Consider the following 8,073-nt stretch of genomic DNA (forward strand, 5'->3'; position numbering starts at 1 on the left):
CTCGGGTCGGCGGCGTCGAACGCGGGCTCGACATCGAGCAGCAGCGCGGCCTTCAGCGAGCCGGCGGTCAGCATCTGCCCGGCGTTCAGGCCGCCCTGGCCCGGCTGGGCGTTGACGAGCTGTGCACCCACCGTGTTGGCCGCCTCGGTGAGGTAGCCCACCGACGCGCCGGTCTGCGCGGCGATCCAGTTCGCCAGCGACAGCAGCGCGGCGGCCTGCGGATGCTGGGCGGCGGCATTGCCGAGCAGCACCGCCTTGCGCTCGCCGGACAGCAGCGAATCGGCAATGGCCTTCGCTTCCGCGCCGGCGTTGCCGGCGGCCGGGGCAGTCACGCCCTTGGCCGCGGCCACCGCGGCAGCGATGTCGGCCAGCGACTGCACCCACGCCGACGGTGCGGCCACCAGGCGCGTGCCCATCGGCATCAGCCAGTCGTCGGCCAGCGCATGCAGGCTGTGCACCTGCGCGCCCTTGCGCGCCGCCTGACGGATGCGCTGCGCGAACAGCGGGTGATCCTTGCGCAGGAACGAGCCGATCACCAGCACGCGCTGCAGGTTCGACAGCGCGGCGATCGGCAGGCCGAGCCAGCGCGCCTTGCCAGCGGGTGCGGCCGCGAAGTCGGCGTGGCGGGTACGGTGGTCGACGTTCTCGCTGCCCAGGGCGCGCACCAGCTTGGCCAGCAGGTGCAGTTCCTCGACCGTGGCATGGGCCGAGCCGAGCGCACCGATGGCGCCGGGGCCGTGGTCGATCTTGATCTGCGTGAGGCCGCGCGCCACGTACTCCAGCGCGGTGGTCCAGTCGACCGCCTTCCACTGCCCGCCCTGCTTGAGCATCGGCATGGTCAGGCGTTCGTTGCCGTTCAGCGCCTCGTACGAGAAGCGGTCGCGGTCGGCGATCCAGCACTCGTTGACGTCTTCGTTCTCCAGCGGAACGACTCGCATCACCTGGTTGTTCTTCACCTGCACGATCAGGTTCGCGCCGGTGCTGTCGTGCGGACTGACGCTCTTGCGCCGCGACAGCTCCCAGGTGCGGGCGCTGTAGCGGAACGGCTTGCTGGTCAGCGCGCCGACCGGGCACAGGTCGATCATGTTGCCCGACAGCTCGGAGTCGACCGTCTCGCCGACCACGGTGGTGATCTCGGAGTGCTCGCCGCGATGGATCATGCCGAGCTCCATCACCCCGGCCACTTCCTGGCCGAAGCGCACGCAGCGGGTGCAGTGGATGCAGCGGCTCATCTCCTCCATCGAGATCAGCGGGCCGACGTTCTTGTGGAAGACGACGCGCTTCTCTTCCTGGTAGCGCGAGGCCGATCCGCCGTAGCCGACGGCGAGGTCCTGCAGCTGGCACTCGCCGCCCTGGTCGCAGATCGGGCAGTCCAGCGGGTGGTTGATGAGCAGGAACTCCATCACCGACTGCTGGGCCTTGATCGCCTTCTCGCTCTTGGTGCGGACGATCATGCCCTGCGTGACCGGCGTGGCGCAGGCCGGCATCGGCTTGGGCGCCTTCTCCACGTCGACCAGGCACATGCGGCAGTTGGCCGCGATGGACAGTTTCTTGTGGTAGCAGAAGTGCGGGATGTAGGTGCCGGCCTTCTCGGCGGCATGCATCACCATGCTGCCCTCGAGCACCTCCACCTTCTTGCCGTCGAGTTCGATTTCGATCATGTGAGTGCCCCGGTCGCTCAGGCGGTGGCCGCGACCTTGCGGGTCTTGTGCTCGATGAGGTGCACGAACTCATCGCGGAAGTGCTTGATCATGGCGCGCACTGGCATCGCGGCCGCGTCGCCCAGCGCGCAGATCGTGCGGCCCTGGATGTTGTCGGCCACCGAGTTCAGCAGGTCGATGTCTTCCTTGCGGCCCTGGCCGTTGGCGATGCGCTCGATCACGCGGTACATCCAGCCCGTGCCCTCGCGGCAGGGCGTGCACTGGCCGCAGCTCTCGTGCATGTAGAAGTACGACAGGCGCAGCAGCGAATCGACCATGCAGCGGGTGTCGTCCATCACGATCACCGCGCCCGAGCCCAGCATCGAGCCGGCCTTGGCGATGCTGTCGTAGTCCATCGTGCACTCCATCATGATGGAGGCCGGCAGCACCGGGGCGGACGAGCCGCCCGGGATCACCGCCTTCAGGGTGCGCCCCTTGCGTACGCCACCGGCGAGCTCGAGCAGCTTGGCGAACGGCGTGCCCATCGGGATCTCGTAGTTGCCGGGGCGCTCGACGTCGCCCGACACCGAGTAGATCTTGGTGCCGCCGTTGTTCGGCTTGCCGACCTCGAGGTAGGCCTGGCCGCCGTGGCGGATGATCCAGGGCACCGCGCCGAAAGTCTCGGTGTTGTTGATCGTGGTCGGCTTGCCGTACAGGCCGAAGCTGGCCGGGAACGGTGGCTTGAAGCGCGGCTGGCCCTTCTTGCCTTCCAGCGACTCGAGCAGCGCGGTCTCCTCGCCGCAGATGTAGGCGCCGAAGCCGTGCGCCGCATGCAGCTGGAAATTGAAGCCCGAGCCCAGGATGCCGTTGCCGAGGTAGCCGGCCGCGCGCGCTTCCTCCAGGGCCGCCTCGAAGCGCTCGTAGACCTCGAAGATCTCGCCGTGGATGTAGTTGTAGCCGGTGCCGATGCCCATCGCGTACGCCGCGATCGCCATGCCTTCGATGACGATGTGCGGGTTGAACATCAGGATGTCGCGGTCCTTGCAGGTGCCCGGCTCGCCTTCGTCGGAGTTGCAGACGAGGTACTTCGGGCCCGGGAAGGCGCGCGGCATGAAGCTCCACTTCAGGCCGGTCGGGAAGCCCGCGCCGCCGCGGCCACGCAGGCCGGAGAGCTTGACCTCTGCGATCACCTGCTCGGGCGTCATGCCCTCGCCGCCGTCCTTGCCGAGGATCTTGCGCAGCGCCTGGTAGCCGCCGCGCGCCTCGTAGTCCTTCAGCGACCAGTTGCGGCCGTTCAGGTCGGCGTAGATCTGCGCGCCGATGTGGCGGCCATGGAAGCAGGTCTCGGCGCCGGTGGACTTGAACTTGGAAAGGTCGAGCATGTCGTTCAGGCCTTCCGCAGGGTGGCGAGCAGGTCGTCGAGACGCTCGGTGCTCATGAAGCTGCACATCTCGCGGTCGTTGACCAGCAGTACAGGCGCGTCGGCGCAGGCGCCCAGGCACTCGCTATGCTGCACGGTGAAGCGGCCGTCGGCGGTGGTGCCGCCGTCTTCCACGCCGAGCTGGCCGCAGACATGGTCGAGGGCCTTCTGCCCGCCGCGCAGCTGGCACGGCAGGTTGGTGCAGACGTTCAGCTTGAACCGGCCGACCGGCTGCTGGTTGTACATGTTGTAGAAGGTCGTGACCTCGTGCACCGCGATCGGCGGCATGCCGAGATACTCGGCCACGGCCTTCTCGCTCTCGCCGGACACGTGGCCCTGCTCCTGCTGCACGATGGCCAGGCAGGCCATCACGGCCGACTGCTTCTGGTCGGCGGGGTACTTGGCGACTTCCTTGGCGAATCGCGCCAACGTGGCGTCGGAGAAGTTCATCGGTCGCTTACCTGTCGATTTCGCCGAAGACGATGTCCATCGTGCCGATCACGGCCACGGCGTCGGCGATCATGTGGCCGCGCGACATCTCGTCGAGCGCCGCGAGATGCACGAAGCCGGGGGCGCGGATCTTCAGGCGGTACGGCTTGTTGGCACCGTCGCTCACCAGGTAGATGCCGAACTCGCCCTTCGGATGCTCCACCGCCGCGTAGGCCTCGCCCTCGGGCACGTGGAAGCCTTCGGTGAAGAGCTTGAAGTGGTGGATCAGCTCTTCCATGCTGGACTTCATGTCCACGCGCGACGGCGGCGCCACCTTGTGGTTGTCGGTGATCACCGGGCCGGGGTTGGCACGCAGCCAGTCCACGCACTGCTTGATGATGCGATTGCTCTGGCGCATCTCCTCGATGCGGACCAGGTAGCGGTCATACGTGTCGCCGTTGACGCCGACCGGCACGTCGAAGTCCATCTTGGCGTAGACGTCGTAGGGCTGGTTCTTGCGAAGATCCCAGGCGATGCCGGAGCCACGCAGCATCGCGCCGGTGAAGCCGAGGTTCAGCGCACGCTCCGGCGAGACCACGCCGATACCCACCGTGCGCTGTTTCCAGATGCGGTTGTCGGTGAGCAGCGTCTCGTACTCGTCGACGTACTTCGGGAAGCGCTGCGTGAAGTCGTCGATGAAGTCGAGCAGCGAGCCTTGGCGGTTCTCGTTGAGCTTGGCGATCGCCTTGGCGTTGCGGATCCTGCTCGCCTGGTACTGCGGCATGCGCTCCGGCAGGTCGCGGTAGACGCCGCCCGGGCGGAAATAGGCCGCGTGCATGCGCGCACCCGAGGCCGCCTCGTACATGTCGAACAGGTCTTCGCGCTCGCGGAAGCAGTAGATGAAGATGTTCATCGCACCGCAGTCCAGGCCGTGGCAGCCGAGCCAGAGCAGGTGGTTCAGCAGCCGGGTGATCTCGCTGTACATCACGCGGATGTACTGCGCGCGCTCCGGCACCTCGATGCCCAGCAGCTTCTCGATCGCCAGGCAGTACGCATGCTCGTTGCACATCATCGACACGTAGTCGAGACGGTCCATGTACGGCAGCGACTGGATGAAGGTCTTGCTCTCGGCGAGCTTCTCGGTGGCACGGTGCAGCAGGCCGATGTGCGGGTCGGCGCGCTGGATGACCTCGCCGTCGAGCTCGAGCACGAGGCGCAGCACGCCGTGCGCGGCCGGGTGCTGCGGACCGAAGTTCAGGGTGTAGTTCTTGATCTCAGCCATCGCAGGTGCTCAGTGCAGACCGCCGTAGTTGTCCTCGCGGACGATGCGCGGCGTGATCTCGCGCGGCTCGATCGTCACCGGCTGGTAGATCACGCGCTTCTGCTCGGGGTCGTAACGCATCTCGACATGGCCGCTGGTCGGGAAGTCCTTGCGGAACGGATGCCCGATGAAGCCGTAGTCGGTGAGGATGCGGCGCAGGTCGAGGTGGCCCTCGAAGACGATGCCGTACAGGTCGAAGGCCTCGCGCTCGAACCAGTTGGCCGAGCTCCACACCTCGGTGACCGACTTGACCATCGGCAGCTCGTCGTCGGGCGCGAACACCTTCAGGCGCACGCGCCAGTTCTTCGACACCGACAGCAGGTGCGAGACGACGCAGAAACGCGGGCCTTCCCAGGGCTGGTCTTTCCAGCTCGAGTAGTCGACGCCGCACAGGTCGATCAGCTGCTCGAACTGAAGATCGGTGTGGTCGCGCAGCGTGCGTGCGGCCTCGAGGTAGTCGATCGCCGAGACCGTGACGGTGATCTCGCCGCGGTCGCGCACGAGCTTTCCGATGCGGGCGCCGAGCGCCGATTCCAGGGCCGCCTGGAGCGTGTCGAGTTTGCTCATGGATGCGTCAGCGGGCGATGGTGTTCTCGCGCCGGATCTTGGCCTGCAACTGCAGCACGCCGTACAGCAGCGCCTCGGCGGTCGGCGGGCAGCCAGGCACGTAGACATCGACCGGCACGATGCGGTCGCAGCCGCGCACCACCGAGTAGCTGTAGTGGTAGTAGCCGCCGCCGTTGGCGCAGGAGCCCATCGAGATCACCCAGCGCGGCTCGGCCATCTGGTCGTAGACCTTGCGCAGCGCCGGCGCCATCTTGTTGCACAGCGTGCCGGCGACGATCATCAGGTCGCTCTGCCGCGGACTCGGCCGGAACAGCATGCCGAAGCGGTCGATGTCGTAGCGCGCCGCGCCGGCATGCATCATCTCCACCGCGCAGCAGGCCAGACCGAAGGTCATCGGCCACAGCGAGCCGGTCTTGGACCAGTTGATGACCGCGTCGAGGCTCGTGGTGACGAAGCCCTCTTTGAGTACGCCTTCGATGCCCATCTCGGTGCCTGCGCTTTATTCCCAGTCGAGGGCGCCCTTTTTCCACTCGTAGGCGAAGCCGACGACGAGGATGCCCAGGAAGATCATCATGGCCCAGAAGCCTGACGCGCCGATTTCATTCAGCGACACAGCCCACGGGAAGAGGAACGCGATCTCGAGATCGAAGAGGATGAAGAGGATCGCGACGAGGTAGTAGCGCACGTCGAACTTCATGCGCGCGTCTTCGAAGGCCTCGAAGCCGCATTCGTACGGCGAGTTCTTCGCCGTGTCGGGCCGTCGCGGCCCGAGCAGGAAACCGAGAACCTGGGGGGCTACACCCACCGCCACGCCGACCAGGATGAACAGGATGACGGGGAGGTAGGGTTCCAGATTCATGGGGAGCAGGTGTCTGGTGCCGACGGCGAGACTCGAACTCGCACAGCTTTCGCCACTACCCCCTCAAGATAGCGTGTCTACCAATTTCACCACGTCGGCCGTGTACGTACGTCGTACTCACGGATGCCCGGTTTGCATGAGGATTGGCTTACCGGACAGCCGCGCATTCTAACCTGTTTCCCCGCGTTAACCCGCCCTTTCGTTGCAGTGCAGCAGCGTGATTTGCGCTGGCGCAGACCGTAGGCCGCGCGCTGCGTCGCTCGTCACTTCGACGGAACTGCGTCGGCGCCCGAGGCCGGCACGGCAACCGGCGCAGGCACTGCTGCGGCCGCCGCGCTGGCCGCGCCCGGCACCAGCGCCGCACCGGTGGCCGGCACGCTGGCTGCGGGCGCCGCGGCGCCCTCGAGCACGCTGGTGCCGCCGGCCGGCCGCGAGGCGCGGTCGTTGGCGAAGAAGGCCAGCGTCAGCGTGGCCGCAAAGAAGATCGTGGCGCAGACGGCCGTGGAACGCGACAGGAAGTTCGCGCTGCCCGTGGCACCGAACAGGCTGCCCGAGGCGCCGCTGCCGAACGAGGCGCCCATGTCGGCGCCCTTGCCGTGCTGGACCAGCACGAGGCCGATCATCACCAGGGCCGAGATGATCTGGACGGCCACGAGCAGGTTGTGCAGGAGATTCATTCTGTGGGGACTCCGAGGAATTCGTGGGCGCGGGCCGTCAGGCCCCGGCGCGACAGATGGCGACGAAATCGACCGCCTTCAACGAGGCGCCGCCGATCAGGCCGCCGTCGATGTCGGGCTGCGAGAACAGCGTCGCCGCGTTGTCGGGCTTGACGCTGCCGCCATAGAGGATCTTCATCTCGCCGGCTTTCTCGCTGGCGGCCTTGAGCTGCGAGCGCAGCAGCGCGTGCACCGCCTGCGCCTGCTCGGGCGTGGCGGTCTTGCCGGTGCCGATGGCCCACACCGGTTCGTAGGCGACGACGATCTGCGAGATGCAGTGTCCGAGCGTGTGGATCACCGACGACAGCTGGCGCTTGACCACCGCGTCGGTCTGGCCGGTCTCGCGCTCGGCCAGCGTCTCGCCGACGCAGACGATCGGCGTGAGCCGGTGCGCCAGCGCGATCTTCGCCTTGTCGGCAACGAGCTGGTCGCCCTCGCCGTGCAGCGCGCGACGCTCCGAGTGGCCGACGATCACGTAGCGACAGCCGTACTCGGCCAGCATCGCCGCGCTGACCTCGCCGGTGTAGGCGCCGCTCTCGTGCGCCGAGCAGTCCTGCGCGCCGGAGCCGATGTCCGAGCCCTGCAGCGACAGCGCCACGTCGGCGAGGTAGGGGAACGGCGCGCACACCGCCACCTCGGCGGCGAACGGCCCGGCGGCGCGGATCGCGGCGAGCAACTCGATGTTGCCCACGCGCGTGCCGTTCATCTTCCAGTTGCCGACCACCAGCTTGCGACGCGTCATCGTGCCCGTCCTCGAGTGTTCTCTTGCGTGTTCACCACGTCAGCACGATCTTGCCGACGTGCTGGTTCGATTCCATCAGCGCATGGGCCTGCGCGGCCTGGGCGGCTTCGAAGGTCTTGAAGATCACGGGCCTCACGCGGCCCGCCTCGATCCACGGCCAGACGTTCTCGCGCAGCGAGCGCGCGATGGCCGCCTTGAAGGCCACCGGCCGCGGGCGCAGCGTCGAGCCGGTGATGGTCAGCCGGCGGCGCAGCACCTCACCCGCATCGATGCGCGAGTCGACGCCGCCCTGCACCGCGATGATCACCAGGCGGCCGTCGGTGGCCAGGCAAGTCAGCTCGCGCGCCACGTAGTCGCCCGCCACCATGTCGAGGATGAC

10 protein-coding genes and 1 tRNA gene are annotated in these 8,073 nt (G+C 67.4%); all 11 read right to left on the bottom strand.

Annotated elements, in window-relative coordinates; genetic code table 11:
* On the bottom strand, nt 1–1,661 hold a 1,661-nt coding region (gene nuoG, locus AB7U92_RS02515; protein WP_428574404.1), incomplete at its 3' end, for an NADH-quinone oxidoreductase subunit NuoG.
* Between the two features lie 17 nt (nt 1,662–1,678).
* The gene (nuoF, locus tag AB7U92_RS02520) at nt 1,679–3,022 is read right to left on the bottom strand and encodes an NADH-quinone oxidoreductase subunit NuoF (RefSeq protein ID WP_428574406.1); all 1,344 of its coding nucleotides are present in this window, start codon (nt 3,020–3,022) and stop codon (nt 1,679–1,681) included.
* 5 nt (nt 3,023–3,027) lie between these two features.
* Nucleotides 3,028–3,510 carry an NADH-quinone oxidoreductase subunit NuoE gene (gene nuoE, locus AB7U92_RS02525; RefSeq protein ID WP_428574408.1) on the bottom strand — a complete coding sequence of 161 codons (483 nt, stop codon included), beginning with the start codon at nt 3,508–3,510 and terminating at the stop codon, nt 3,028–3,030.
* Between the two features lie 7 nt (nt 3,511–3,517).
* Nucleotides 3,518–4,771: an NADH-quinone oxidoreductase subunit D gene (locus tag AB7U92_RS02530; protein ID WP_428574410.1), complete on the bottom strand. Its 1,254-nt coding sequence runs from the start codon at nt 4,769–4,771 to the stop codon at nt 3,518–3,520.
* A gap of 9 nt (nt 4,772–4,780) precedes the next feature.
* Nucleotides 4,781–5,377: an NADH-quinone oxidoreductase subunit C gene (locus tag AB7U92_RS02535; RefSeq protein WP_428574412.1), complete on the bottom strand. Its 597-nt coding sequence runs from the start codon at nt 5,375–5,377 to the stop codon at nt 4,781–4,783.
* Between the two features lie 7 nt (nt 5,378–5,384).
* The gene (locus AB7U92_RS02540; RefSeq protein ID WP_428574414.1) at nt 5,385–5,861 is read right to left on the bottom strand and encodes a NuoB/complex I 20 kDa subunit family protein; all 477 of its coding nucleotides are present in this window, start codon (nt 5,859–5,861) and stop codon (nt 5,385–5,387) included.
* Between the two features lie 15 nt (nt 5,862–5,876).
* Nucleotides 5,877–6,236, bottom strand: coding sequence for an NADH-quinone oxidoreductase subunit A (locus tag AB7U92_RS02545; protein WP_428574416.1), 360 nt, complete (start codon nt 6,234–6,236; stop codon nt 5,877–5,879).
* A 14-nt stretch (nt 6,237–6,250) separates the two neighbouring features.
* Nucleotides 6,251–6,335: transfer RNA gene (locus AB7U92_RS02550), tRNA-Leu, on the bottom strand.
* A 164-nt stretch (nt 6,336–6,499) separates the two neighbouring features.
* Nucleotides 6,500–6,913: a preprotein translocase subunit SecG gene (secG, locus tag AB7U92_RS02555; protein ID WP_428574418.1), complete on the bottom strand. Its 414-nt coding sequence runs from the start codon at nt 6,911–6,913 to the stop codon at nt 6,500–6,502.
* A 37-nt stretch (nt 6,914–6,950) separates the two neighbouring features.
* Nucleotides 6,951–7,694 (bottom strand): triose-phosphate isomerase, encoded by a 744-nt coding sequence (gene tpiA, locus AB7U92_RS02560; protein WP_428574420.1) that lies wholly within the window; start codon nt 7,692–7,694, stop codon nt 6,951–6,953.
* 31 nt (nt 7,695–7,725) lie between these two features.
* Nucleotides 7,726–8,073, bottom strand: a 348-nt coding sequence (locus AB7U92_RS02565; protein WP_428574422.1) for a zinc-binding dehydrogenase, incomplete at its 5' end; no start/stop codon positions are given.

This window comes from Piscinibacter sp. (genome assembly GCF_050175855.1).
Lineage (GTDB): Bacteria > Pseudomonadota > Gammaproteobacteria > Burkholderiales > Burkholderiaceae_C > Piscinibacter.

What these genes read in the sequence shown, in the direction of transcription:
- nuoF (WP_428574406.1), bottom strand. Translation starts at nt 3,022, where the DNA reads ATGCTCGACCTTTCCAAGTTCAAGTCCACCGGCGCCGAGACCTGCTTC.
- nuoE (WP_428574408.1), bottom strand. Translation starts at nt 3,510, where the DNA reads ATGAACTTCTCCGACGCCACGTTGGCGCGATTCGCCAAGGAAGTCGCC.
- AB7U92_RS02530 (WP_428574410.1), bottom strand. Translation starts at nt 4,771, where the DNA reads ATGGCTGAGATCAAGAACTACACCCTGAACTTCGGTCCGCAGCACCCG.
- AB7U92_RS02535 (WP_428574412.1), bottom strand. Translation starts at nt 5,377, where the DNA reads ATGAGCAAACTCGACACGCTCCAGGCGGCCCTGGAATCGGCGCTCGGC.
- AB7U92_RS02540 (WP_428574414.1), bottom strand. Translation starts at nt 5,861, where the DNA reads ATGGGCATCGAAGGCGTACTCAAAGAGGGCTTCGTCACCACGAGCCTC.
- AB7U92_RS02545 (WP_428574416.1), bottom strand. Translation starts at nt 6,236, where the DNA reads ATGAATCTGGAACCCTACCTCCCCGTCATCCTGTTCATCCTGGTCGGC.
- secG (WP_428574418.1), bottom strand. Translation starts at nt 6,913, where the DNA reads ATGAATCTCCTGCACAACCTGCTCGTGGCCGTCCAGATCATCTCGGCC.
- tpiA (WP_428574420.1), bottom strand. Translation starts at nt 7,694, where the DNA reads ATGACGCGTCGCAAGCTGGTGGTCGGCAACTGGAAGATGAACGGCACG.